The sequence below is a fragment of the Curtobacterium sp. MCPF17_047 genome, from assembly GCF_003234045.1.
GTDB lineage: Bacteria > Actinomycetota > Actinomycetes > Actinomycetales > Microbacteriaceae > Curtobacterium.
The window spans coordinates 105,352-129,188 of the sequence record NZ_QKSF01000003.1; the positions used below are offsets into that span (position 1 = coordinate 105,352).

Annotated in this window: 21 protein-coding genes; 12 read left to right on the forward strand and 9 right to left on the reverse strand. The window is 70.7% G+C overall.

Going from position 1 to position 23,837, the window contains the following annotated elements:
* Positions 1-34 precede the first annotated feature (34 nt).
* The gene (locus DEJ33_RS04530) at positions 35-748 is read right to left on the reverse strand and encodes a DUF4191 domain-containing protein (RefSeq protein WP_111077873.1); all 714 of its coding nucleotides are present in this window, start codon (positions 746-748) and stop codon (positions 35-37) included.
* 127 nt (positions 749-875) lie between these two features.
* On the opposite strand from DEJ33_RS04530, the gene DEJ33_RS04535 reads away from it, so the two are divergent.
* Positions 876-1,664 carry a hypothetical protein gene (locus DEJ33_RS04535; RefSeq protein WP_111194355.1) on the forward strand — a complete coding sequence of 263 codons (789 nt, stop codon included), beginning with the start codon at positions 876-878 and terminating at the stop codon, positions 1,662-1,664.
* Positions 1,665-1,792: 128 nt separating this feature from the next.
* Here DEJ33_RS04535 and sucB read toward each other — a convergent pair whose 3' ends face one another.
* The 3 genes from sucB to DEJ33_RS04550 form a co-directional block, all read right to left on the reverse strand.
* Entirely contained in the window at positions 1,793-3,328 is a 1,536-nt protein-coding gene (sucB, locus tag DEJ33_RS04540) for a 2-oxoglutarate dehydrogenase, E2 component, dihydrolipoamide succinyltransferase (protein ID WP_111194356.1), read from the reverse strand.
* A gap of 67 nt (positions 3,329-3,395) precedes the next feature.
* Entirely contained in the window at positions 3,396-4,769 is a 1,374-nt protein-coding gene (gene lpdA / locus DEJ33_RS04545) for a dihydrolipoyl dehydrogenase (protein WP_111194357.1), read from the reverse strand.
* A gap of 171 nt (positions 4,770-4,940) precedes the next feature.
* On the reverse strand, positions 4,941-6,446 hold the full coding sequence (locus tag DEJ33_RS04550) for a leucyl aminopeptidase (protein ID WP_111194358.1): 1,506 nt from the start codon (positions 6,444-6,446) through the stop codon (positions 4,941-4,943).
* Positions 6,447-6,597: 151 nt separating this feature from the next.
* Here DEJ33_RS04550 and DEJ33_RS04555 point away from each other — a divergent pair, with 151 nt between their 5' ends.
* From DEJ33_RS04555 to DEJ33_RS04575, 5 genes are all read left to right on the forward strand, one after another.
* Positions 6,598-7,515: a proteasome assembly chaperone family protein gene (locus DEJ33_RS04555; protein ID WP_111194359.1), complete on the forward strand. Its 918-nt coding sequence runs from the start codon at positions 6,598-6,600 to the stop codon at positions 7,513-7,515.
* A gap of 54 nt (positions 7,516-7,569) precedes the next feature.
* On the forward strand, positions 7,570-8,889 hold the full coding sequence (locus DEJ33_RS04560) for a nitrate/nitrite transporter (RefSeq protein WP_111194360.1): 1,320 nt from the start codon (positions 7,570-7,572) through the stop codon (positions 8,887-8,889).
* Between the two features lie 171 nt (positions 8,890-9,060).
* The gene (locus DEJ33_RS04565) at positions 9,061-10,374 is read left to right on the forward strand and encodes an RNA polymerase sigma factor (RefSeq protein ID WP_111077866.1); all 1,314 of its coding nucleotides are present in this window, start codon (positions 9,061-9,063) and stop codon (positions 10,372-10,374) included.
* 8 nt (positions 10,375-10,382) lie between these two features.
* Complete coding sequence (locus DEJ33_RS04570) at positions 10,383-11,645, forward strand: MurT ligase domain-containing protein (RefSeq protein ID WP_111077865.1); 1,263 nt, start codon at positions 10,383-10,385, stop codon at positions 11,643-11,645.
* Complete coding sequence (locus DEJ33_RS04575; RefSeq protein WP_111077864.1) at positions 11,642-12,415, forward strand: type 1 glutamine amidotransferase; 774 nt, start codon at positions 11,642-11,644, stop codon at positions 12,413-12,415. Before DEJ33_RS04570 ends, DEJ33_RS04575 begins: the two co-directional genes overlap by 4 nt.
* Positions 12,416-12,568: 153 nt before the next feature.
* On the opposite strand, the gene DEJ33_RS04580 is transcribed toward DEJ33_RS04575, so the two are convergent.
* Together DEJ33_RS04580 and DEJ33_RS04585 are read right to left on the reverse strand one after the other, a co-directional pair.
* Complete coding sequence (locus DEJ33_RS04580) at positions 12,569-12,793, reverse strand: hypothetical protein (RefSeq protein WP_110902441.1); 225 nt, start codon at positions 12,791-12,793, stop codon at positions 12,569-12,571.
* Between the two features lie 48 nt (positions 12,794-12,841).
* Entirely contained in the window at positions 12,842-13,240 is a 399-nt protein-coding gene (locus tag DEJ33_RS04585) for a hypothetical protein (protein WP_111194361.1), read from the reverse strand.
* 24 nt (positions 13,241-13,264) lie between these two features.
* On the opposite strand from DEJ33_RS04585, the gene DEJ33_RS04590 reads away from it, so the two are divergent.
* A complete protein-coding gene (locus tag DEJ33_RS04590; RefSeq protein ID WP_111194362.1) occupies positions 13,265-15,472 on the forward strand; it encodes a type IIA DNA topoisomerase subunit B in 2,208 nt (735 codons plus the stop codon).
* Between the two features lie 183 nt (positions 15,473-15,655).
* Here DEJ33_RS04590 and DEJ33_RS04595 read toward each other — a convergent pair whose 3' ends face one another.
* A complete protein-coding gene (locus DEJ33_RS04595) occupies positions 15,656-18,142 on the reverse strand; it encodes a DNA topoisomerase (ATP-hydrolyzing) subunit A (protein WP_111194363.1) in 2,487 nt (828 codons plus the stop codon).
* A 43-nt stretch (positions 18,143-18,185) separates the two neighbouring features.
* Between DEJ33_RS04595 and DEJ33_RS04600 the strand changes: the two genes are divergently transcribed.
* Positions 18,186-19,337, forward strand: coding sequence for an alkaline phosphatase family protein (locus DEJ33_RS04600; RefSeq protein WP_220034440.1), 1,152 nt, complete (start codon positions 18,186-18,188; stop codon positions 19,335-19,337).
* A gap of 167 nt (positions 19,338-19,504) precedes the next feature.
* On the opposite strand, the gene sepH is transcribed toward DEJ33_RS04600, so the two are convergent.
* Positions 19,505-20,524 carry a septation protein SepH gene (gene sepH / locus DEJ33_RS04605; RefSeq protein ID WP_181437249.1) on the reverse strand — a complete coding sequence of 340 codons (1,020 nt, stop codon included), beginning with the start codon at positions 20,522-20,524 and terminating at the stop codon, positions 19,505-19,507.
* Positions 20,525-20,786: 262 nt separating this feature from the next.
* On the opposite strand from sepH, the gene DEJ33_RS04610 reads away from it, so the two are divergent.
* Positions 20,787-21,086, forward strand: a complete 300-nt coding sequence (locus tag DEJ33_RS04610; protein WP_110825450.1) for a DUF4193 domain-containing protein — start codon at positions 20,787-20,789, stop codon at positions 21,084-21,086.
* A gap of 84 nt (positions 21,087-21,170) precedes the next feature.
* On the opposite strand, the gene DEJ33_RS04615 is transcribed toward DEJ33_RS04610, so the two are convergent.
* Entirely contained in the window at positions 21,171-21,635 is a 465-nt protein-coding gene (locus DEJ33_RS04615; RefSeq protein WP_111077858.1) for a DUF3093 domain-containing protein, read from the reverse strand.
* A 76-nt stretch (positions 21,636-21,711) separates the two neighbouring features.
* On the opposite strand from DEJ33_RS04615, the gene dut reads away from it, so the two are divergent.
* The 3 genes from dut to DEJ33_RS04630 are packed head-to-tail and all read left to right on the forward strand — an operon-like array spanning position 21,712 to position 23,809.
* A complete protein-coding gene (gene dut, locus DEJ33_RS04620; RefSeq protein ID WP_111194365.1) occupies positions 21,712-22,266 on the forward strand; it encodes a dUTP diphosphatase in 555 nt (184 codons plus the stop codon).
* Entirely contained in the window at positions 22,263-22,982 is a 720-nt protein-coding gene (locus DEJ33_RS04625; RefSeq protein WP_110902434.1) for a DUF3710 domain-containing protein, read from the forward strand. Before dut ends, DEJ33_RS04625 begins: the two co-directional genes overlap by 4 nt.
* Positions 22,983-23,023: 41 nt before the next feature.
* The gene (locus tag DEJ33_RS04630; protein WP_258366441.1) at positions 23,024-23,809 is read left to right on the forward strand and encodes a DUF3159 domain-containing protein; all 786 of its coding nucleotides are present in this window, start codon (positions 23,024-23,026) and stop codon (positions 23,807-23,809) included.
* Positions 23,810-23,837 lie beyond the last annotated feature (28 nt).

Genomic DNA, 23,837 nt, shown 5'->3' on the forward strand with positions numbered 1-23,837 from the left:
GTCGAAGGCGTCGCGGCACGCGGGGGGCGACGTGTCAGCGCGGCCGCCCGGCACGGACCCGCGTCGGGTCGATGCCCTTCGGGATCGCCGCGGCCGGACCGTGTGTGAGGGAGTCGAGACGGTTCGACACCGCCAGGACCTCGTTGCGGTTCAGCGCCTTCTTGTACTTGTTCATCGCACGCGGCAGCTTGTGGAGCGTGACCTGGCCGTCCGCGTCACCGACGTTGACGACGTGGATCGGGACGTTCGGCACGATACGAGCCACCTTGCGACGCTCTTCCTCGACCTGACGATTCAGGTTCGTGACCGGGCCCTCGGTGATGAGGACGACACCCGGCGTCCCGACGGCGCGGTAGACCGCCGCCTGAGACCGACCGTGGACGGCGACGGGCATCTCGCTCGAGCGCCACTGCCGTCGCAGGGAGTTCGACAGGACGGCGCCGACGGCACCGGGCTGGCCTTCGATCTGCGAGTAAGCGGCCCGTTCGGCAAGACGGCCGAGCACGATCAGGAACAGCAGCACACCGAGCAGGACGCCGGCGATGATCCAGAGCGTCATCGCGAGCCAGTTCTGACCCGGGATGAGCAGCGCCGCGAGGACGCCGACCACGACCGGTCCGAGGAACGCGAGGGCGAACCACCAGACGGAGCTGGGGTCGGCCCGACGGGTCATGGTGAAGACCTGGTACATCTGCTTGAGACGACCGGGCTCCTTCGCCGGGGAGCTTGAGGAACTGCTGCGTGCCATGCCGACAAGGATACGGCCTGGCACGTCGATCGTGGACCGTCCGTCGCCAGGCTGTGGGCGAACAGCGTTGTCCACAGGTCCCTGCTCCGGCCGGGAGGCCCGCCCCGCCCCCGCCATGATGGTCGCCATGGAACCGTGGGAACAGATCGACCTCTGTTGGCGAGCCCCGGAGCCCGCCGACGACTTCGCCGAGTGGCTCGCCGACCGGAGCACCGTGACGCACGACCACCTGGTTGGGGTGGCGGAGATCGGGCGCGACGAGACCGGGGCCCTGGTCGCGCGGGCATCGGCCCCGGTGGGGCTCGCACTGCCCGCGGCACTCGACCGGATCGGGTCACCGACGGCTGGTGTCGCCGTGACGCTGACGCTCCCGCTGCTCGAGCTCGCCCTCCTGGCCGACGCCGGCGCGGTCCTGCTCGGTCGTGCCGGCGTCGACGACGTCCTGGTCGACGACGCCGGTGCCGTCGTGCTGGTCGACCGCCCGCTCGGTACCACCGATCGCTCCGGGGCGGGTGTCGTCTCGGGTGTCGAGGCGCTGGTCCTCGCCGTGCGTGCCGTCTGGGAACGCGTCGATCCGCGCGAGGTCTGCCACGACGAGGTCGACCAGGCATGCTCGGCTGCCCGCCGGGATGGCGGAGCGGCGCTCCTCGCGCTCGACCGCGTGGTCCGTGCCGCGGCCCCGCCGAGGCCGGTGCGCTGGGATCCACCGCCGATGACTTTCGCGTTCGACGTGGATCCGAGAGCGCCAGGGCCTGCGGCACCACACTCGGCCGTCGGGCGACTCCTCGAGTCGGGGCGCGGACTCCTGCGGTCCGGGCTGCCCGTCGGATCGCACCGGTTCGGCGTGCGCGGGCTGGCCACCGGACTGGTCGTCCTGGTCGGTGTCGTCGTGGCCGGGGCGTGGGGCGCGAGATGAAGGTCGCCTGGCGCGGACGACGGCGGCCCCGCCTCCCACCGGGGGAGACGGGGCCGCCGTCGAACTCGCCAGCTACCGAACGACCGGTAGCTCAGGGCTCAGGAGCCCGGAACTCACCAGCCCAGGGCTCAGTAGCCCAGGTTGGGACCGAAGTTGCCCTCTTCCAGACGGTTCTTCACGGCCACCAGGTACCGGGACGCGTCGGCGCCGTCGATGATCCGGTGGTCGTAGGAAAGCGCCAGGTAGACGAACGAGCGGATGGCGATGGCTTCCTGCCCGTCGACCTTCACGACCGCCGGGCGCTTCGTCACGATGCCCGTGCCGAGGATCGCCGACTGCGGCAGGAAGACCACCGGGGTGTCGAACAGCGCGCCGCGCGAACCGGTGTTCGTCAGCGTGAACGTGCCACCGGCGAGCTCGTCGGGCTTGAGCTGGTTGTTGCGCGTGCGCTCCGCCAGGTCCGCGATCGACTTCGAGAACTGGGCGAGGTCGAGCGACGCCGCGTCCTTGATCACCGGGGTGAGCAGACCACGCTCGGTGTCCACCGCGATCGAGACGTTCTCGGTCTCCGGGTAGACGATCTCGTCGCCGTCGACCGTCGAGTTGATCTTCGGATGGGCCTTGAGCGCCTCGGACGCCGCCAGGGCGAAGAAGGGCATGAAGGAGAGCTTCGCACCGGTCTTCTCGAGGAACTCCGCCTTGTGGGCGTCGCGGAACTGCGCGACCTTGGTCACGTCGACCTCGACGACGCTGGTGAGCTGTGCGGTCGAGGTCATCGACTGCACGGCACGCTCCGCGACGACCTTGCGCAGGCGGGTCATCTTCTCGCGCGTCCCGCGGAGCGGCGAGACCTCCGCGACGAACGGCCCGGACTGTGCCGGAGCCGCCGCGCCCGAGGCGGACGGTGCCGGGGCGGCCGCAGCAGCGGAGGCCGCGGCGAGCACGTCCTCCTTGCGGATGCGTCCACCGACGCCGGTGCCGGTCACGGTGGAGAGATCGACCCCCTGCTCGTTCGCGAGCTTGCGCACCAACGGGGTGACGTACCCCGACGCCGCGCCGTTGGCGCTGGGGTTCGGGACCTCCGCGGACGGGGTCGACGACGGCGCCGCGGCTGCGGGGGCCGCAGCCGGAGCGGGTGCTGCCTTGGCGGGGGCCGGGACGGCTGCGGGCGGGGCAGCTGCGGGCGGCGGGACCGGGGCAGCCTGCGGCACCGGCGAGGCGGCCGGCGGTGCCGACGGCGCCTGCGGAGCCGCGGGCTGGGTCTGGCCCGACGGGGTCGGCTCGGGCTCGGCGGGCTCCGGGGCCTTCGCCTCGGTGTCCTGCTCCGTGCTCGGAGCGGTCTCGGGCTCGGTGTCCTCGGCCACAGCCTCGGTCTGGCTGTCGGTGGACTCGGACCCACCCTGGTCGGAGGAGTCGCCGCCGCCGGCTCCGTCGCCGATCTTGACAAGGGCGGTGCCGACCTCGACGGTCTCGTCCTCCTGGACGAGGATCTCCTCGATGACGCCGGCGATCGGCGACGGGATCTCGGTGTCGACCTTGTCGGTGGAGACCTCGAGCAGCGGCTCGTCGACCTCGATCCGGTCACCGACGTTCTTCAGCCATCGGGTGACCGTACCCTCGGTGACGCTCTCCCCGAGCGCCGGGAGGTTGACGGATTCGCTCATCGGGTGGACTCCTTCTCGCAGGCGTGGTTCTGGGTTGTGGTGTTCGTGGTGCGCACGACGGTGCTGCTCACAGCGCGTGGAGCGGCTTGCCCGCGAGGTGCAGGAAGGCTTCGCCGAGGGCTTCGTTCTGCGTCGGGTGCGCGTGCACGAGCGGCGCGATGTCCTCCGGGTGTGCTTCCCAGTTGACGGCGAGCTGTGCTTCTCCGATGAGCTCGCCGACGCGGGCGCCGATCATGCTGACGCCGACGACGGGCCCGTCGATGACCCGCACGACCTTGACCGCGCCGGACGTCCCGATGATGTGGCTCCTGCCGTTGCCGGCGAGGTTGTACTCGTACGTGTCGACCTTGTCAGCGCCGTACCGTTCTTCGGCCTTCGACTGCGAGAGACCGACCGAGGCGACCTCGGGGTCCGAGTAGGTGACCTTCGGGATGTTGTCGTCCGAGATGACGACCGGGTTGAGACCGGCGATCTCCTCGGCGACGAAGATGCCCTGCTGGAAGCCGCGGTGGGCGAGCTGCAGACCGGGGACGATGTCACCGACGGCGTACACGTTCGGCAGGTTGGTGGCGAGGCGCTCGTTCGTCGTGACGAACCCGCGGTCCATGGCCACTCCGACCTCGTCGTAGCCGACGTTCTGCGTGAGCGGGCCACGGCCGACGGCGACCAGGAGGACGTCGCCGTCGTAGGTCTTGCCGTTCTCGAGCGTCACGACGACGCCGTTCTCGTGCTGGTCGACGTGGTCGAACCGGACACCCAGGGAGAACTCGATGCCGCGCTTGCGGAACGCGCGCTCGAGCTGCTTGGACATCGACTCGTCCTCGGCCGGGATCAGGTGGGGCAGGCCCTCGACGATCGTGACCTCGGCCCCGAACGACTTCCACACGCTGGCGAACTCGACGCCGATGACGCCACCACCCAGGATGACGACCTTGTTCGGGACGTAGTCCATGCGGAGGGCGGTCTCGGAGGTGATGACCCGGCCGCCGATCTCGAGCCCGGGCAGCGACTTCGAGTACGAACCGGTGGCGAGCACGACGTTGCGACCGGTGACCGTCTGGTCGCCGACCTGCACCGTGTTCTGCGAGGTCAGACGGCCCCAGCCCTCGACGACGGTGATCCCGCGCGCCTTGACGAGGCCCTGGAGGCCCTTGTACTTCGAGTTGATGACGCCCTGCTGGTACTCGATGACCTTCGGCACGTCCACGCCGGCGAACTCGGCGACGACGCCGTACTTCTCGGCGTCGCGGGCGGCGTCGGCGACCTCGGCCGAGTGCAGCAGTGCCTTCGTCGGGATGCAGCCGCGGTGCAGGCACGTCCCTCCGAGCTTGTCGCCCTCGATGAGCGCGACGCTCATCCCGAGTTCAGCGGCTCGGAGCGCTGCGGCGTAGCCGCCGCTGCCGCCACCGAGGACCACGACGTCGTAAGTCTGTTCCGTCACCTGGTGCAACTCCCTCGTGCGTGTCGGGGGCGGCTTCGTGTCTCTTGGACGCCGTCCCGGTGGACACCGCGCGGCGGCGTCCGGCGGTCGGACCGTCTGTACCGGTCCCGTCCCGTCAGTTCCGGCGGGGGAGCGCGCGCGGACGCGGCGGCCCCGCCGGGACCCAACCTACTACTTGGACTGCAGGTCTTCTGCGAGTGCGACCAGGGTGCGGACCATCACGCCGGTCGCGCCCTTGCCGAGCCAGCCGTACCCCGCACCGCGGTTCTCCGACGGTCCGGCGATGTCGAGGTGCGCCCACGGGATCGTGGTGCCCTCGGCGGTCTGCCCGACGAAGCGCTCGAGGAACTTCGCGGCGAGCAGCATCCCGCCCGCGGTCTGTCCGACGGTGGCGTTCACCATGTCGGCGACGTCGCTGCTGAGACGGCCGTCGAGTTCCTCCGGCATCGGCATCGGCCAGATCGGCTCCGCGACCGCGTCGGCGAGCGCACGGACCTGTGCGACCAGCTCGTCGCTACCCATCAGGCCGGTCGTGCGGTCTCCGAGGGCGACCATCTGCGCTCCGGTGAGGGTGGCGATGTCGACGATCGCGTCGGGCTGCTCGAGCGACGCCGCGGCCATGCCGTCTCCGAGGACGAGGCGGCCCTCGGCATCGGTGTTGGTGACCTCGACGGTCTTGCCGTTCTTCAACGTCAGGACGTCACCCGGGCGGATGGCCGACCCGGACGGCATGTTCTCGGCGAGGCAGAGCCAGGCGGTGACCTTGGTGTCGAGGCCCAGACGAGCGGCCGCGACCGTCGCTGCGAGGACCGTCGCCGCACCGGTCATGTCGGTCTTCATGCCGAGCATCGACGCTGCCGGCTTGAGGGACAGCCCGCCGGAGTCGAACGTGATGCCCTTGCCGACGAGTGCGAGGTGCTTGGTCGCGCCGGCCGGCTCGTACCGGACGACGACGAGTCGCGGCGGACGGACCGACCCCTGTCCGACGCCCGCGATCCCGCCGAAGCCCTGTTCGGCGAGAGCGGTCTCGTCGAGGACCTCGACGGTGAGGGGCAGTCCCTCGGCGATCGATCCCGCGACGTCGGCGACGTCGGACGGACCGAGGTCCCCGGCGGCGGTGTTGACCAGGTCGCGGACCAGGGCCGCGGCGTCGGCGACGATCGCCGGGCGCACGGTGGCGTCGGCGCTGACCGAGGCCGGGGCGACGACCGTGATGCGCTGGTCGCCACGGGTCGGGCCCGTGGTGCCGGCACCCTTGTGTCGCGTGAACGAGTAGGCCCCGAGTGCGGCGCCCTCGAGTGCCGCGGCGACGGCGGCGTCGTCCTCTGTGGGCAGGGCCAGGGCGATGGCGGCGACGTGCGGCAGCTGGCGGACGGCGCTGCCGGCGGTGGTGCGGACGGCAGCCGGCCCGGTGGCACTGCCGAGACCGATGAGCGCGATGCCCGCGGCGGCGACGCCGACGGACGCCCCGCCCGGGATCCGGACGAGCTGGTCCTTCGCACCGGTCGCTCCGACCGCGGCGAGGTCGAGGTCGGCGAGTCCGTCGACGGGGCCTGTGGCGGACGGCACGAGGGTGGCCGGGGCGCCGTCGGTGCCCGGGCGCACGCCCAGCACGAGGACGTCGGCGTCGACGGAGGAGGGGGACGAGGAAGAGGTGGAGAGCGTCGGTCGGACCATGCGGTCAGCCTACTGACGGCCCACTGACGGCCCACCGACGGGCGGTGGACGGGCCTCCCGTCGGCCGGGTGACGGGAGGCCCGGCACCTGTTCGCTGTCGGCGTCGCCGCCCGACCATGTGGCGTCGGCGGCCCCGCCTAGCATTGACCCGATGAACCACCCCGAGGACCTCTACACGCTCGACGTCTCCGCCCCGACGGTGCCTGCCGGGCTGCACCTCGTCGCTGCCCTGACGGGCTTCGCGGACGCCGGCTCGGCGGTGGCGCAGATCACGGCGTCGATCACCGGCTCGCTCGAGACCCAGCTCGTGGCCGAGTTCGACCCGGACGTCCTGCTCGACTGGCGCGCCCGTCGTCCGGTGATCACGTTCGAGCACGACCACATCACGGCGGTCGAGCCGCCGCGGCTGACGCTGCACCTCGTCCGTGACGAGCTCGGGCAGCCCTTCCTCTTCCTGTCCGGCTACGAGCCGGACTTCCAGTGGAACCGGTTCGTCCAGGCGGTCGTCGACCTGGCCGAGGACCTGCAGGTCGCCGACACGACGTGGGTCCAGGCGATCCCGATGCCGGTGCCGCACACGCGGTCGATCGGCGTCACGGTGTCCGGCACCCGTGCTGACCTCGTCGAGTCGATGAGCGTCTGGAAGCCCGAGACCCAGGCGCCGGCGAACGTCCTGCACATGGTCGAGCACCGTCTGGCCGGGCTCGGACAGCAGGTCACCGGCCTGGTGCTGCTCGTCCCGCACTACCTCTCCGACACGGAGTTCCCGGACGCCGCGGTCGCGGCGCTGTCGGGCATCTCGGCCGCCACGGGTCTGATCTTCCCGACGGACGCGCTGCGTGAAGAGGGGCGCGAGTTCCTGGCCCGCGTGGACGAACAGGTCGCCGGCAACGCCGAGCTGCAGCGCCTGGTCGGCACGCTCGAGCAGCGGCACGACACGTACATGGAGGGCAACGCGGTCGCGTCGCCTCTCACCGGGGCGGACGGGCAGGTGCCGAGCGCGGACTCGATCGCCGCGGAGCTCGAGCGGTTCCTGGCGGACCGCCGCAGCGCAGCCGAGGACGACTGACCGCAGGGTCTCCACCCGCGCGGGTACCAGTCGTCCGCTCGCTAGCCTGGTCGGGTGAACTCCCGCCGTGCCTTCGTCGTCTGGGGCGTCGCCGTCCTGGCCTACGTCCTGGCGGTCATGCAGCGGTCGTCCCTGGGGGTCTCCGGGGTGGACGCGCAGGACCGCTTCGCCGTGTCCGCCGCCGTCCTGTCCACGCTCGCGGTCGTGCAGATCGCGGTGTACGCGGGGCTGCAGATCCCGGTGGGCATCGCCCTCGACCGGGTGGGACCACGTCGCCTGGTGCTCCTCGGCGCCCTGCTGCTGACGATCGGCCAAGCCGTCGTCGCGCTGTCGCCGACGATCGGGCCGGCGATCGTCGGGCGGGTGCTCGTCGGTGCCGGCGACGCCATGACGTTCATCTCGGTGATGCGTCTGCTGCCGATGTGGTTCAGCGGGTCCCTCCTGCCGCAGATCTCGCAGTGGACGGGCAACCTCGGGCAGGTCGGACAGATCGTCTCGGCGTTCCCGTTCGCCCTGCTCCTGCACACCGTCGGGTGGGACGCGGCGTTCGGGGTCGCGGCGATCGCCAGTGCCGTGGGGCTCGTCCTGGCGGTGGTGTTCGTGCGCGCGGGTCCGGTCGTGGTCCGCACCGACACGATCCCGATCCCGCACTCGTGGGGCGCCGCGTTCCACACCTTCGGCCACGCCCTCCGCCGGCCCGGCACACAGCTCGGCTTCTGGTCGCACTACGTGACGCAGTCCTCCGGCACGGTGTTCAGCCTGCTCTGGGGCGTCCCGATGCTCCGCGGCCTGGGCTACTCGGCGACCGAGGCAGCCACCTTCCTCACCGTGATCGTCGTCGTCGGGTTCGTCGCCGGCCCGGTCCTCGGCCTGCTCTGCGCGCGGTTCCCGATGCGGCGTTCCAACCTGGTGCTCGGGATCGTCGCCGCGCTCGGTGTGGTGTGGACGGCGGTGTTGCTCTGGCCGGGCCAGCCGCCGACGTGGCTCCTCGTCCTGCTGGTCGTGGCGATGGGGGTCGGTGGGCCGGGCTCTCTCATCGGGTTCGACTTCGCCCGGTCCTTCAACCCGGTCGGCTCACTCGGGTCCGCGAACGGCGTGGTGAACGTCGGCGGCTTCCTCGCGGCCTTCGTGATGATGTTCGCGATCGGGTCGCTGCTCGACGTGCTGGCGGCGGCGTCCGGCACCGACACGTTCGCCTGGCAGAACTTCCGCGTCGCGATGACCGTCCAGTACGTGGTCGTCGGGTTCGGTGTGGTGATGCTGCTCCTGGCCCGGCGTCGGACGCGGGCACGACTGCACGCGGAGGACGGAATACGGGTGGCTCCACTGTGGGTTGCACTCGTTGCACGATTCCGGAAAGGACGCGTGCAATAATGATCACGGACCCTTTCGGGTTCCCTGCGTTCAGCGTCGGGGGACTTGACATGGGTCCTAGTGCTGCCCGGAACGGTAGGACCAGACGACGTGGGGGACCGCGGCGCTGGCCCTGGGCGGCGAGGGAAGGCCACGACCCCAGGAACGTGGCACGACGAGGAAGGTGATCGCATGGCTGCCCGGAGCACGACGGTCGATCCCACGAAGGACACCACGCCCGACGGCGTCGTGGCGGAAGACGCCACGGACACGACGGAGGGCACGGCCGCGCCGAAGAAGCGCGCCACCAGGACCACCACCGCCGCCAAGAAGGCCGCCCCGAAGAAGGCGGCTCCGAAGAAGGCGAGTGGCAAGAAGGCCGCCGCCTCGGAGGACGACGAAGAGGGCACCGAGGACGAGACGCCGGTCGAGGTGGCCGAGGACGCCACCGAGACGACCGACGACGCGACCGAGGACTCGGACGACGACTCGGCTGCGAAGCCCGCGACGGACACTGCCGCGGTCGCCGCCGGCGCGCTCGTCATCTCACAGACCGACGACGATGAAGCGCCGGTCTACTCGACGACCATCACGGGTGCCACCGCCGACCCGGTGAAGGACTACCTCAAGCAGATCGGCAAGGTCGCGCTGCTCAACGCCGAGCAGGAGGTCGAGCTCGCGATGCGCATCGAGGCCGGCCTGTTCGCCGAGGACAAGCTGCAGCACTCGACGGGGCTGTCCAAGCCGGCCGAGCGCGAGCTGCGCTGGGTCGCCCGCGACGGTCAGCGCGCGAAGTCGCACCTGCTCGGTGCGAACCTCCGACTGGTCGTCTCGCTCGCGAAGCGCTACACGGGCCGGGGGATGCAGTTCCTCGACCTCATCCAGGAGGGCAACCTGGGCCTGATCCGTGCCGTCGAGAAGTTCGACTACACGAAGGGCTTCAAGTTCTCGACCTACGCGACCTGGTGGATCCGTCAGGCCATCACCCGCGCGATGGCCGACCAGGCCCGCACCATCCGCATCCCGGTGCACATGGTCGAGGTCATCAACAAGCTGGCCCGTGTCCAGCGGCAGATGCTGCAAGACCTCGGTCGCGAGCCCACGCCGGAAGAACTCGCCCGCGAACTCGACATGACGCCTGAGAAGGTCGTCGAGGTCCAGAAGTACGGTCGCGAACCGATCTCCCTGCACACCCCGCTCGGTGAAGACGGCGACTCCGAGTTCGGTGACCTCATCGAGGACACCGAAGCGGTCGTCCCGGCCGACGCGGTGGGCTTCACGATGCTGCAGAAGCAGCTCGAGAGCCTGCTCGACTCCCTCTCCGAGCGCGAGGCCGGCGTGATCCGGATGCGTTTCGGCCTGGGCGACGGCCAGCCGAAGACCCTCGACCAGATCGGCGACACGTTCGGCGTCACGCGCGAGCGCATCCGCCAGATCGAGTCGAAGACGATGGCGAAGCTCCGCCACCCGTCCCGGTCGCAGTCGCTCCGCGACTACCTCGAGTAGGCCGACCGGTGCGTTTCGTGGTCCCGATCCTGGTCGGGCGGATCCTCCGTGCCCTCGCGCGAGCGCGGGGCGGCGGGTCCGCATACCCGGGCTACATCGTCCTCAAGCTGGTGCCGGACTTCCTGCAGCACGTGACGCGGCAGTTCCCCAACGGTGTGGTCTTCGTGCTGGGGTCGAACGGAAAGTCGACGACGACCCACATGATCTCGGAGATCGTGCGGGCGCACGGTCTGCGGGTCTTCACGAACCCGTCCGGTGCGAACCTGCCGCAGGGCATCGCGTCGGCACTGCTGTCCCAGGTCTCGCTGGGCGGCAAGCTCAAGGCGGACATCGGGATCCTCGAGGTCGACGAGGCCTTCGCCGTCGAACTCGCCGGCATCCTGTCGCCGTCCACGGTGACGATGCTCAACGTCCAGGTCGACCAGCTCTACCGGTTCTTCGAGACCGAGCGGGTCGCGACGATGATGCTCGACACGGCCGCGCTGTCGACCGCGAACGTCATCACGAACCACGACGACCAGTTCCTCGACGCCTACGTTGCCGTCGACGGGCAACGGGTCCTGCGGTTCGGCGCGAGCACCGAGGTGGTCGCAGCCGCCCCGAACGGACTGCAGAACGCCGACGACTTCGTCGCCGCTGCTGACCGGGCACAGACGACCGCCGATGCCGAGATCGTGGCCTTCTCCGGGGACGGCGCCACCATCGCGTTCGCGGGTTCCGAGATCCCGGTCCGCCTGCCGGCCCGCGGCCTCCACTACGCGGTGGACGCCGCCGCTGCCGCCGCGACGGCCAGTGCCGCACTGGGCGACCAGTTCCGTCCAGCCGCCGTCACCAAGGCGTTCGAGCGGATGAAGCCCGCCTACGGTCGCGGCGAGCGTCTGCCGATCGCCGGTGAGTCCGCCGAGTTCACGATGTTCAAGAACGCCGCGAGCCTGCAGCTCAACCTCGACGCCCTGCCGGCGCACCCGGAGCAGGTCCTCATGGCGATCGACGAGGGCACGCCCGACATCTCCTGGATCTACGACATCGACTTCTCGAAGCTCGACCACGTCGACGTCGTCTCGGGCGACAAGGCCTGGCAGATCGCGATCGCCCTCGAGCACGCCGGTGTCCGCATCGGTCGTGTCGAGCCTGACGTCGAGTCGGCGATCCGGCACATGCAGGGCCTTGGTGCCACGACGACGGGCACGAAGAACTTCATCGTCAACTACGAGATCATGATGATCGCCCGGAAGGCCCTCGGCCACCCGGACATGGAGAAGACCGCATGACGGCCGATCGCCTGACCATCCTGCACGTCTACCCGCGGCAGATGGGCGTGTCGGGGGACCGCGGCAACGTCGCAGCCCTCGTCCGTCGTGCCGCCACCGCCGACATCGTCACCGAGGTCGTCGAGTACGCCCCGGGCGACGAGTTGCCCTCGGCGGCCGACGTGGTGGTGGTGGGCAACGGACCGCTCAGCGCGATGCGCTCGCTCGGTACGGACGTCACCCGGGTCGGTTCGGTCCTGCGCGACTTCGCGACCGCCGGAGTGCCGGTGGTGGCGGTCGGCGGCGGGTTCGACCTCGCCACGAACCAGGTCGTCCCGACCGACGGCGCCCCGATCGACGGCTTCGGCGTGTTCGACGCCCGAGCCGTTCGTGGGGCAGAGCGCCGTGTGAACTACCTCGTCCTCGAGTCGCGGTACCCGCTGCTGCCGGGAGCGTCGACCCGGCTGGCCGGCTTCGAGGACCACGCTGCACGCATCGAGCTCGCCGACGGCGTCTCGCCGTTCGCGGACGTCGTCTCCGGTGGGGGCAACCAGGCCGGTTCGCCGGTCGAGGGTGCCGTCACCGGCAACTCGTTCGGCACGCACACGCAGGGGCCGATCCTGCCGCTCAACCCGCAGCTGACCGACGCCGTGCTCGCCGCGGCGACGGCCCGACTCGGCCGCGACTACACGCCGGACCCGGGTCGGACGGCGACGATCGACGAGTACGCACGTGAAGCCCGCGCCACGATCGACCGGTACGTCGACAAGGCGTTCAAGCGCATCGCGTAGCCGGTGGTCGACGGCGGCCGCCTGGAGGCCCGGCATCGGTGCGGGAGACCGGTGCCGGGCCTCCAGGCGGTTTCGTCCGTCACATGACGGATGCCAGGACGACGACGGGCCCGGATCCATGTGGATCCGGGCCCGTCGTGTGGTGCGTCGCGCTTACTTCGACTCGTGGAGTCGGCTGCTCTCGTCGTGCCACTCGATCGCGGTGGCGGCGAGCTTGTCCTTGAACTCAGCTCCGTGGTGGGCGCAGAAGAACAGTTCGCCGCTCGCCATGGTGGCTCGGATGTACGCCTGCGCTCCGCAGCTGTCACACCGGTCGGCAGCGGTGAGCTGGTGGTTGCTGACTTCGTCGATGGAGAGGTCCTGCACGGTCTGGGTCATTGCTGTGCTCCTCACGGATTGCAGGTGGTGCTTCTTGGTTGCACCATCTCAACACGTCCTGCCTGGATGTGCGGCATCCGGGGCGCCCATTTCGCTCAGCGCGGACCGATCATCCCCAGTACGAGTGTCGGGACGGCTGCAGAGCTGTTCGTGCTGCACCGCACGGCGCAGGCGGCGCGCCCGCGCCCGACGTTGCGCCGGTCGCTCGACGAGCAGACTGGACAGGTACCCCAAGCCGAGAGTCGACAAGTATGCGACGGCACCCGCTGCGAACGCGACACAGACGTCGATGGCAGAACCGAGGCCGAGGTACTCGATGATCCCGAGAGTGTTCGGGAGCGCCGCGATCATCGCGACGGCGAGGGCGACGACCGAGGTCACACGTCGGACCCGTACCGGGACCAGCGAGAAGGCCACCCGTGTCAGTTCCATTCTGAAGTACTCCATGCTCCCTGCTTCTGCTGGTGAGCCATGCGTATTTCGCCCGCGCCTCCGTGCCGTGTCGGACATGCTCGGTACGCTCATCCGGTGAGCTCCGACTACTCCGCACGGCATCTCTCCGTCCTCGAAGGACTCGAGGCGGTCCGGAAGCGTCCCGGCATGTACATCGGCTCGACGGACTCCCGCGGCCTGATGCACTGCCTGTGGGAGGTCATCGACAACTCGGTCGACGAAGCCCTCGCGGGGCACGGTGACGAGATCGGTGTCACGTTGCACGCGGACGGGTCGGTCGAGGTCTCCGACGTCGCTCGTGGCATCCCCGTCGACGTCGAACCGAAGACCGGCCTGACCGGGGTGGAGGTCGTGTTCACGAAGCTGCACGCCGGCGGCAAGTTCGGCTCGGGGTCGTACGCGGCCTCCGGCGGGTTGCACGGGGTCGGTGCCTCCGTCGTGAACGCGCTGTCGGAGCGCCTCGACGTCGAGGTCGACCGGGGCGGCAAGACCTACGCCATGTCCTTCCACCGCGGGGAGCCCGGCATCTTCGACGACGCGCAGGGCATCGGGCCCGACGCGCCGTTCGCACCGTTCACCTCGGGCAGCGAACTCCGGGTCATCGGCAAGGTGAAGAAGGGCGTCACCGGCACCCGGGTGCGGTACTGGGCGGACCGGCAGATCTTCACGAAGGACGCCGCGTTCAGCACCGGTGACCTGGTGAATCGGGCGCGTCAGACGGCGTTCCTGGTCCCCGGACTCGGGTTGACCATCACCGATGCCCGCCCCGCCTCGATGTCGGCCGCCGCGGAACGAGCCGCGCTGGCGGCGCCGCCCCTCGACGGCGAGCCGAGCGTACGCGTGGAGCAGGGCCCGGTCGTCGAGCGCTTCCGCTACGAGGGTGGCATCGGCGAGTTCGTCGAGCACCTGGCGGTGGACGGCGCGAAGACCGACGTCTGGCGCATCCAGGGTTCGGGCACCTTCAAGGAGACCGTGCCGATGCTCGACGACAAGGGCCACATGGTGTCCACCGAGGTCGAGCGCACCTGTGAGGTCGACGTCGCACTGCGGTGGGGCGACGGCTACGAGACGATGTTCCGCAGCTTCGTCAACATCATCGCCACGCCGAAGGGCGGGACGCACCAGACGGGTTTCGAAGCAGGTCTGGTCAAGGCGGTCCGAACCCAGGTCGAGGCGAACGCCCGCAAGCTCAAGGTCGGTCAGGACAAGCTCGAGAAGGACGATGTGCTCGCCGGTCTCACCGCCGTGCTGACCGTCCGGCTGCCCGAGCCGCAGTTCGAGGGACAGACGAAGGAGATCCTCGGCACGCCCGCGGTCCGACGCATCGTCGACTCGGTCGTGTCGAAGCGGATGACCGAGATCCTCACCTCGACGCAGCGCACCGAGAAGGCACAGGCAGCCGGACTCCTCGAGAAGGTCGTCGCCGAGATGAAGACGCGCATCTCGGCCCGTGCGCACAAGGAGACGCAACGCCGCAAGAACGCGCTCGAGAACTCCTCGCTGCCGACGAAGCTCGCGGACTGCCGGTCGAACGACGTCGAGGGCACCGAACTGTTCATCGTCGAGGGCGACTCGGCCCTGGGTACCGCGAAGCTCGCCCGGAACAGCGAGTACCAGGCGCTCCTGCCGATCCGCGGCAAGATCCTCAACGTGCAGAAGGCGTCCGTGTCGGACATGCTCTCGAACGTCGAGTGCGCGTCGATCATCCAGGTCATCGGCGCCGGTTCCGGCCGCACGTTCGAGCTCGACCAGGCCCGCTACGGCAAGATCATCATCATGTCGGACGCCGACGTCGACGGTGCCCACATCCGCACGCTGCTGCTGACGCTGTTCTTCCGGTACATGCGGCCGATGATCGAACAGGGCCGGGTCTTCGCCGCAGTGCCGCCGCTGCACCGGGTCGTGGTCGTGAACCGTGGCAAGCCGAACGACACGCTGTACACGTACTCCGAGCAGGAGCTCACGACGCTGCTGAAGAAGCTCGAGCGGTCGAACAAGAAGTACCTCGAGCCGATCCAGCGGTACAAGGGGTTGGGCGAGATGGACGCCGACCAGCTGGCCGAGACGACGATGGACCGTGCGCACCGGACGCTCCGGCGGGTGAACGTGTCGGACGCGGAGTCGGCGGCGAAGGTGTTCGAGCTGCTCATGGGCAACGACGTCGCGCCGCGCAAGGAGTTCATCCTGGCGGGCGAGGGCCTGGACCGCGAGCGCATCGACGCCTGACCGGCGGCGTGCCCGACCGTCTCGCGGACGGGAGGCACGGTACGGGCCCGCCCCGCGCCTCCCGTCCGAAGCGGTCCCGCCCGGACGACGCCATGACGTCGAGACGCCGCCACGACGCCGAGACGCCGCCGAACCCGGCGCCGTCTCGCGGACACGGCGGCGTCTCGCGGAGCCGAAGGCGTGTCAGACCTCGCCCGGGGTCCCGTCGACGGCGGCGGCACTGCCACCGATGGTGACGACCTCGGCATCGAGCGGACTGCCCGACCCGTCGCGCTTCGACAGCCAGTCCGGCAGGGTCCGGGCAGCACCGTCCGAGCCGACCGCATGCGGCGGCGCGACGCCGGCCCAGGCGACGGTGAGGCCGTCCTCGCCCTTGAGGAACGCGTGTGCCCGGACGCCCTGCGTGCCACGGCCCTTCGCCGGGAACTCGGTGAGGGCGGAGACCTTGGCGCGACCCGCGTCGGTGCCCGGCAGGGCGCTCGAGGTGGTGGAGACGGTGGCGACGACGGTGTCCTCGGTGAGGGCGACGGAGCCGAACCAGACCACGGTGGCACCACCGGCGAGCGACACGCCCGCGACGCCGCCGGCCGGGAGGCCCTGCGGTCGGACGGCGGCGGCCGGGAACCGGAGCAGCTGGGCGTTCGAGGTGATGAACACCAGGTCGTCCGACTCGGGTGCCTGGGTGGCGCCGACGACGTGGTCGCCCGGCTTCAGCCCGATGGCGGGGAAGTCCGGTTTGTCGGGCCAGGCCGCCGGGACGACGCGCTTGACGATGCCCTGCGCGGTGCCGATGGCGACCGAGTCCGCGACGGACGCGTCGAGCGATACGAGGGCGACCACGGTCTCGCTCTTCGGGACACCGAGGTACTCGCTGACCCGGACTCCGGCGTCGAGCCGCACCGACGCGGGTGGGACGGCCGGGACGTCCACGGGGGAGAACCGCACGACACGCCCGGTCGAGGTGAGCGCGCCGACCTGCCCGCGGACGGTGCTGACGACGGCGGAGCGTACGGCGTCGTGCTTCGAGCGCTTCGGCACGTGCACGATGCCGGACTCCGCGGCGGGGATGTCGACACGGACGAGTCGTCCGGTCGTCGAGAGCAGCACTCGGCAGGGGGCGTCGGCGACCTGGAGCGACTCCGGGTCCACCGTGGCCTTCCGACCGCCACGGACGGGCGCGTCGGCTTCCGTGAGCAGGGTGCGGCGGGGCGTGGCGAACTCCTCGGACACCGCGGTCAGCTCGGTCGCGACCTGGGCGCGCAGCCGTTCGTCGGACGCGAGCAGTTCCTCGAGCGCGGCGATGTCGGCGAGCAGCTGGTCGCGTTCGCCCTCGAGCTCCATGCGCGAGAACTTCGTCAGACGGCGCAGACGGAGCTCGAGGATGTACTCGGCCTGCACCTCCGACAGGTCGAAGACGTCGCGGAGCCGGTTCCGTGCGGCTTCGGAGTCGTCGGAGGTGCGGATGACCTGGATGACCTCGTCGATGTCGAGGATCGCGATGAGCAGCCCCTCGACCAGGTGCAGGCGCTCACGACGTCGGGCCAGCCGGTACTGGGAACGCCGGGTGACCACGGACAGGCGGTGCTTGACGTAGACGTCCAGCAGGTCGCGGAGCCCGAGCGTACGGGGCGAGCCGTCGACCAGAGCGACGTTGTTGATCCCGAAGTTCTCTTCGAGCGGCGTGTGCTTGTAGAGCTGCTCGAGGACGGCCGTCGGGTTGAAGCCGGACTTGATGCCGATGACGAGCCGGAGGCCGTGGTTGCGGTCGGTCAGGTCGTTGACGTCCGAGATGCCGACGAGCTTCTTCGACTGCACCCCGTCCTTGATCTTCTCGATGACCCGCTCGGGCCCGACCAGGTAGGGCAGCTCGGTGACGACCAGCCCGGACTTGCGTGGGGTGAGGTTCTCGACCGAGACCTTCGCCCGGGTCCGGAAGGTCCCGCGACCGGTCGCGTAGGCGTCACGGACCCCGGAGAGCCCGACGATGGTGCCGCCGGAGGGCAGGTCCGGACCCGGGACGAACTCCATGAGCTCCTCGAGCGTGGCCCGCGGGTGCATGAGCAGGTGCTTCGCGGCCTCGACGACCTCGCCGAGGTTGTGCGGCGCCATGTTCGTCGCCATCCCGACCGCGATGCCGGACGCGCCGTTGACGAGCAGGTTCGGGAAGGCCGCCGGCAGCACGCTCGGCTGCATGATCTGGTTGTCGTAGTTGGGCACGAAGTCGACGACGTCCTCGCCGAGCCCCTCCGTCATCGCCATCGACGGTTCCGCCAGGCGCGCCTCGGTGTACCGGGCAGCAGCCGGGCCGTCGTCGAGGGAGCCGAAGTTGCCGTGCCCGTCGATCAGCGGCACGCGCATGGTGAACGGCTGCGCGAGCCGGACGAGCGCGTCGTAGATCGCGCCGTCGCCGTGCGGGTGCAGCTTCCCCATCACCTCACCGGTGACGCGGGCGCTCTTCACGTGGCCGCGGTCCGGCCGCAGGCCCATCTCCGCCATCTGGTAGAGGATGCGGCGCTGCACGGGCTTCAGGCCGTCGCGGGCGTCGGGCAACGCGCGTGAGTAGATGACCGAGTACGCGTACTCCAGGAAGGAGCCCTGCATCTCCTCCGAGACGTCGACGTCCTCGATGCGCTCACCGTCGGGCAGTCCGACGACGTCCGTGCGTGCCATGGCACCTTCCTGCCGACCCAGCTCGATCTGGAAGACTCTGGGGGTGGGAACAAGCGTACCGACGGCCCCCGACGCCGCCGTGAACCTCGCCGACGTGCTGCCGAGTTGCCTCGTCGCGCTGGGCGTCGCCGACGACGCCTGGTTGCGGGACACCGGCCGGGAGGCCCGGATCACCCTCCGTCCCGCCCGTTCCGCGATCGTCGTGCTGGTCGACGGCCTCGGCGCGAACGCCCTCGCTGCACGGGCGGGTCACGCGCGCTTCCTCACCGCGACGAAGAAGCGCCTGCGCAGCGGCTTCCCGACGACGACCGCCGCGGCGCTGACGACGCTCACGACCGGCCGGCCACCCGGTGCGCACGGTGTCGTCGGGTACAGCGGGTGGAACCCGGACGAGTCGCGGGTGATGAACCTGCTCAGTGGGTGGGACACCGAGGTCCCCGCCGGGTGGCTGCGCTCCGAGACGGTGTTCACCGCGGCGTCGGACCTCGGTGTGGACCCGGTCGTCGTCGCCCCGAGCCGCTACCGGTCCTCGGGCATGACGGCGAACGTGCTCGGTGGCGCGCGCTTCGTGGCCGGCGACACGATCCCGGCCCGCATCGACGCCGCGCTCGACGCGACCGCGACCGGGCAGCAGCTCGTCTACCTCTACATCCCGGAGCTCGACTCGATCGGGCACAAGCACGGCTGGCAGTCCGACCGGTGGACCGCGGCGCTCGAGTCGGTGGACGCCGAGCTGTCCCGCCTCGCCGACCGCATCGCGCCCGACGTCGGGGTGCTCGTGACCGCGGACCACGGCGTGCTCGACGTGCCGCCGCACGCGAACGTCCCGATGGACCCGGAACTCCTGGTGGACGTCGTCGGCGTGGCGGGCGATCCACGCTGCCGTCAGCTGACCGTTGCGCCGGGAACGGACGTACCAGCGCTCGTCGAGGCGTTCCGCGCGTCGCTGGGCAAGCGTGCGGTGGTCGCCAGCCGCGACGAAGCCGTGGCCGCCGGGTGGTTCGGACCGGTCGACCCGGAGGTCATGCCGCGGATCGGCGACGTGCTGCTCGTCGCGAAGGGGTCGTGGGCGTTCAACGACGACCGCGGGGTCCCGGAGGGCACGGAGCCCGGCCGGATGATCGGCCAGCACGGGGCGATGAGTGACGACGAACTGCTCGTCCCGCTGCGCCTGGCCGGCGCGTTCGCCCAGTAGCCCGATGCGCTGATGGACCGGAGCGCTGGCGGACCGGAGCGCTGACCGACGTGGGCGCGGAGGGGCCGGGACGGACCGGTACCGGGACGGACCGAAACCGGGACGGACAGGAGGCCCGCCCCACGGACGCGGGACGGGCCTCCTGACCGGACGGTCGGCAGGACGGGTCAGACGGTGTCGTCGTCCGGGCGGGTGCCGAAGACGATCTCGTCCCAGCTGGGCATCGCCCGGCGGTTGCGCTTGCGGCGGTCGGGACGGCCGTCGGCGTCCGGGACGGCCGTGGGACGGGCCTCCGGCTGCGGGGCCGTGTCCGAGTCGTCGACGGGCGAGACGGGCAGGTCGACGACGCCGACCGAGGTGCCGCGCGGGGCGTCCTGCTGGTCCGGGAAGGTCGCGGCCTCACGCTCACCGCGGCGGCGACGGAGGGCCTCGAGCAGGTCGGCGGTCTCGTTGCCGGGCGCGCGCTCCTCGACGTACGAGGTGCCGATGCGGGGGAGCGGCGGGCGCAGTGCGGTGCGCTCGACGGCCTCGGGAGCTGCGGGCTCCTCGGCGGCTGCGGCCTCCTCGACGTGGAAGGCGCCGGAGTCGAAGCGGGTGCCGTCCTCGTCCTGGCGCTCGTACTCGACGGCGCGGAGGCGCGGGGCGATGCCCTCGTCCTCGGTGTGCGACAGGCGGTGCGCGTCGCCGTTGTCGGGCACGAGCGTTGCGGTCTTCGGGTCGAAGCGCCACTGGGCGTCGTGCTCGACCTCGGCAGCGGTGTACCGGACCTGGACCTGCCAGCCGTTCTCGACGTGCTTCCAGCTCGACCAGGCGACGTCGGTGGCGTCCCCGGCCTCCAGGCGCGCCGTGATGGCCTCGCCGAAGGTGTCCGGCGACGCGTCGTCGACCGGGGTCACGCTGACCCGGCGGGCGGCGTCGAGCACGAACGCGCGCCCGGCGAGGACCGGACCCTCGAACCGGCGGACGTAGTCGACCTCGACGCCGAGGGAGGCGGCGACGTCGGCGGCGTCGGAACCGCTGCGGATGCGCGCCTGCACGTCCTTCGGCGACACGCGCTTCTGCGGCCCGGAGTCGGGGTTCGCCTGCCGGACCTGGCCCGGGAGCGACGCGGTGACGGGCAGCCGGAACTCGGTCCCGCCGTCGGTCGCCAGGAGGAGTGACCCGGATTCGACTCCGATGACTCTCACGTCTTGCATGGTTCCGCCTTCCGCTGCCTGCGTACGGTCGTGCGTCGTACCCGAGGAGTATGCAGGCCGCTGCAGCACTTTCCGCGCAGGCGCACGGCGTGCCGTGCGTCTCGTCCCCGGCTTCGGGAATGGTCGGGATGCGCGCCGGGTTGCACGGCCAGAACGCACCGCTCGAGTACTCGGTTTGCACTCGGACGGGCCGTGGTGCAAACTGTCGCCGCCGAATCCGGCGACGACCTCTCGATACGAGAAATGGATGGGCATGGCCACCGATTACGACGCCCCCCGGAAGACCGACGACAACTCCGACTCGGAGTCGATCGAGGCCCTCAAGGAGCGCGTCCCCGACAAGATGTCGGGAGTCGTCGACGACGATTCTGACAACCCGGGCAGCTTCGAGCTCGCGGGCCAGGACCTCAGCGACGTCGACCTCGACGTCGTCGTCCTGCCCCCGCAGGTCGACGAGTTCACCTGTGTCGAGTGCTTCCTGGTGAAGCACCGCTCGCAGCTCGACCACGAGACGAAGCTCGGCCCCGTGTGCATGGAGTGCGCAGCACTCTGAAGCACCGACCGAGCGCAGAACGGCCCGCATCCTGCTGGATGCGGGCCGTTCTGCGTGCTGGCACTCCTGCTCGCGAGGCCGGGCTCAGACCGGATCGGTCCGGTTCGCCCGCTCGGCGCCGCTCGTCAGGGCACGGGTGACGGCCTCCGGGTCCCGGACGCTCACCAGCCAGTACGGGGTGGGGTCGGCGGCGTCCCGGACCTCCACCTTGACGACGCCGTGCACGTAGCCGCGGAACAGGGTCCAGGCGCGGGCGTCGAGCTCCGGTCCACGCTGGCTCGTCGCGGCCGCACCGGTGAAGCCGGCGACCTCGCCGACGACCGAGCGGGGCAGGTGCGCCCGACCGGCGTGGAACTCGGTGTCCGTCACCTCGATGACGGGTGCGAGAGCCCACAGCAGCACGAGCACAGCGAGCTCCATGCCGATGGCCACGGCGACCCCGGCCGTCGCGCTGATGGGGAGGAAGACGAGCAGGCTCGCGGGGATGACGAGCGCCGTCGCCAGGTACAGGGCGGGCGGAGCCCACAGTCGTTCGCGGTACACGGTCACCCCTCCATTCGACCACGAGCCGCTGCGTGCTCCGAGCAGGTCACGGATCGGTCACGGTCTGCACTACCCTCGACTCGTGACCGAAGCAGTCGACGTCCTCTGGACCGGCAACGCCGCTCCCGCCTTCGCCAAGCCCGGCGACGCCGGAGCGGATCTCGTGTCGGCCGAGTCCTTCGTGCTCGCGCCCGGGGAACGCCGCCTGGTCGGCACCGGGCTGGCGATCGCCCTGCCGGAGCAGCACGTCGGCTTCGTCGTGCCCCGCAGTGGTCTGGCCGCGAAGCACGGCATCACCATCGTGAACGCACCCGGCACGATCGACTCGGGGTACCGCGGCGAAGTGAAGGTCGCGTTGCTCAACACGGACGCCACGGAGCCGTACGAGGTCCGGGTCGGCGACCGGATCGCACAGCTGATCGTCATGCCGGTGCCCCGCGTGACGTTCACGCAGGTCACCGAGCTGCCGCAGAGCGTCCGCGGCCAGGGCGGGTTCGGGTCGTCGGGCTACGGTGACCGGACCGGTCACGAGGTGTCCTCCGGCGTCGTCGGCGCCGGACAGGACGCCGATCGGAACGACGGAGCGGTGACGCCCGTCGACATGCACGAGCAGGGTCTGGAAGGGACGCGGTCATGAGGATCGGACGACGCAAGCGCGACGAGGTCGAGGTCGCCGAGGCCGTGGTGGACGACGTCGAGGTCGCCGGGCCCTCGCCCGAGATCGAGCTCGCGGACGACGCAGACGCGGGCTTCGACGAGGTCCTGGCCACCGAGTCGACCGACAAGTCGGCTCCGCTGGACCGTGGCGACAACGGTCCCCTCGACGAGACCGAGGCGAACCTGGTCCGACCGTACGTCGACCTCGGCGGCGTGAAGATCCTGCCGCGCGAGGGCCTGCACCTCCGCCTCGAGGTCGAAGAGGACTCGCAGCGTGTGGTCGCCGTCGGCCTGGACTACGACGAGTCGACCCTGCAGGTGCAGCCGTTCGCCGCGCCGCGCTCGACCGGCCTCTGGCACGAGATCCGTGCGCAGATCGCCGAGCAGATCCAGCAGCAGGGCGGTGTCGTCACGGAGGTCGACGGCCCGTTCGGTCCGGAACTCCGCGCGCAGGTGCCCGTCGTGGGCGGCGCTGGGGTCACCGACGGGGTCCGAGCGGCCCGCTTCGTCGGGGTCGACGGCCCGCGCTGGTTCCTCCGTGGGGTCATCGCCGGCAAGGCCGCCGAGCAGCCCGAGGACGCCGCCGACATCGAGGAGCTCTTCCGCAGCGTCGTCGTCGTTCGTGGAACGACCCCGATGCCGCCGCGCGACCTCATCCCGTTGCACATGCCGAAGTCGACCCAGTCGACCATCTGACGCGGCTGCGGCCGACCCCGACGAACCAGCCTGGAGGCCCGGTGACGGACCACGACGACCGCTCCCGTCCCGACGGGGTCACCCCGACCACCGGCTCCGCCGCGTCGGATCCGTTCGTCGAGGAGCGCGCGGAGCCGCTGTCACTGCAGGCCCAGCTGCGGGACGCGGTGCGCAACGCCGGCATCGGTCAGGTCGCCCCGGGCGAGGCGCCCTCCGGCAAGGCCCTGCTGACCGCGGTCGGGGGTGTCCGCGGGCTCGCCGAGTCGGTGCTGCCGGGCTTCGCCTTCCTGATCGTCTACGCGATCACGAAGGAGGTCGTGCCGAGCGTCGTCGTCCCGGTCGCGATCGGGCTCGTCTTCGTGGTGCTCCGGCTGCTCCAGCGGCAGTCGATCATGATGTCCTTCGCGGGCATCTTCGGCGTCGCGATCTCGGCGGGCCTCGCCCTGCTGACGGGTCGCGCCGAGAGCAACTTCATCCCCGGCATCGTCATCAACGCCGTCTTCCTGGCGGTCATCCTCGTCACGCTGGCGATCCGCCGGCCACTGATCGGCCTGGTCGTCGGCCTGCTCGTGCCGGGCGACGACGACGGTCACGACTGGCGGGACGACCCGGCGAAGCGTCGCGTCCTGACCGTCGCGACCTGGATGTGGGCCGGGCTCTTCGCCTTCCGGCTCGCGTTCGAGATCCCGCTCTGGCTGGCAGCGCAGGTCGAGCTGCTCGCCGGCATCAAGTTGATCACCGGCGTCCCGCTCTACGCAGCCCTGCTCTGGGTGACGTGGCTGCTCGTCCGGACCGTCTTCGTCCGGGACGAACCCGCCGCGGTGTAGAGTTGTCTCGACGTCAAGACACTTTCCT

What these genes read in the sequence shown, in the direction of transcription:
- DEJ33_RS04530 (WP_111077873.1), bottom strand. Translation starts at nt 748, where the DNA reads ATGGCACGCAGCAGTTCCTCAAGCTCCCCGGCGAAGGAGCCCGGTCGT.
- DEJ33_RS04610 (WP_110825450.1), top strand. Translation starts at nt 20,787, where the DNA reads ATGGCCACCGATTACGACGCCCCCCGGAAGACCGACGACAACTCCGAC.
- DEJ33_RS04595 (WP_111194363.1), bottom strand. Translation starts at nt 18,142, where the DNA reads ATGGCACGCACGGACGTCGTCGGACTGCCCGACGGTGAGCGCATCGAG.
- sucB (WP_111194356.1), bottom strand. Translation starts at nt 3,328, where the DNA reads ATGAGCGAATCCGTCAACCTCCCGGCGCTCGGGGAGAGCGTCACCGAG.
- DEJ33_RS04585 (WP_111194361.1), bottom strand. Translation starts at nt 13,240, where the DNA reads ATGGAGTACTTCAGAATGGAACTGACACGGGTGGCCTTCTCGCTGGTC.
- DEJ33_RS04625 (WP_110902434.1), top strand. Translation starts at nt 22,263, where the DNA reads ATGAGGATCGGACGACGCAAGCGCGACGAGGTCGAGGTCGCCGAGGCC.
- DEJ33_RS04550 (WP_111194358.1), bottom strand. Translation starts at nt 6,446, where the DNA reads ATGGTCCGACCGACGCTCTCCACCTCTTCCTCGTCCCCCTCCTCCGTC.
- DEJ33_RS04580 (WP_110902441.1), bottom strand. Translation starts at nt 12,793, where the DNA reads ATGACCCAGACCGTGCAGGACCTCTCCATCGACGAAGTCAGCAACCAC.
- DEJ33_RS04535 (WP_111194355.1), top strand. Translation starts at nt 876, where the DNA reads ATGGAACCGTGGGAACAGATCGACCTCTGTTGGCGAGCCCCGGAGCCC.
- DEJ33_RS04575 (WP_111077864.1), top strand. Translation starts at nt 11,642, where the DNA reads ATGACGGCCGATCGCCTGACCATCCTGCACGTCTACCCGCGGCAGATG.
- DEJ33_RS04590 (WP_111194362.1), top strand. Translation starts at nt 13,265, where the DNA reads ATGCGTATTTCGCCCGCGCCTCCGTGCCGTGTCGGACATGCTCGGTAC.
- DEJ33_RS04555 (WP_111194359.1), top strand. Translation starts at nt 6,598, where the DNA reads ATGAACCACCCCGAGGACCTCTACACGCTCGACGTCTCCGCCCCGACG.
- DEJ33_RS04565 (WP_111077866.1), top strand. Translation starts at nt 9,061, where the DNA reads ATGGCTGCCCGGAGCACGACGGTCGATCCCACGAAGGACACCACGCCC.